At 73.5% G+C, this 525-nt stretch carries 1 pseudogene; it reads right to left on the bottom strand.

The features are described 5' to 3' along the window. A pseudogene (locus FOE67_RS28075) lies at positions 1–492 on the bottom strand (hypothetical protein); the annotation flags it as partial. Positions 493–525 lie beyond the last annotated feature (33 nt).

Raw genomic sequence — 525 nt, 5'->3', positions numbered from 1 at the left:
GCGCTCGGAGACCGGCAGGGAGTCCAGCGACAGACCGGGGCCGGGACGGAAGGAGTACCAGGCCTCGGCGAACCGGCGCGGATCGGAGGAGACCTGGCGGCCCCGCCACTCGCTGACCTTGCCGACGACGACGGTCTCCCCGGTGACGGTGTGCTGCCACTCCAGCGCCACGTGACCGCAGTCGTCGGCGAGCAGGAACTTGCGCAGCACGCCGGAGCTGGCCCCACCCAGGGTGTTGCGGTGGCCCGGGAGCATCACCGAGAAGATCAGCTTGAGCAGCACGGACTTGCCGCCGCCGTTCTCCAGGAAGATGACCCCCGCCGGGGCGGGGCGGCGGGGCGGCCCCACGGGGTCGCCCTCGAAGAAGTCGGCCTGCACCGGGGCGGGCTCGGGCACCGGCGCGCCCACGCCGCGCAGGTCGAGCACGGTGTCGGCGTAACGGGCACCGGCCGGGCCGATGGAGTGGAGTCGGATCCGGGACAGCTCGTACATCAGGGGCTCTCGTGGCTCTGCGGGGCGTGGGGC

This window comes from Streptomyces calidiresistens, assembly GCF_014141525.1.
In the GTDB taxonomy this organism is placed as follows: domain Bacteria; phylum Actinomycetota; class Actinomycetes; order Streptomycetales; family Streptomycetaceae; genus Streptomyces; species Streptomyces calidiresistens.
This window is presented reverse-complemented; position numbering and strand designations above follow the sequence as displayed.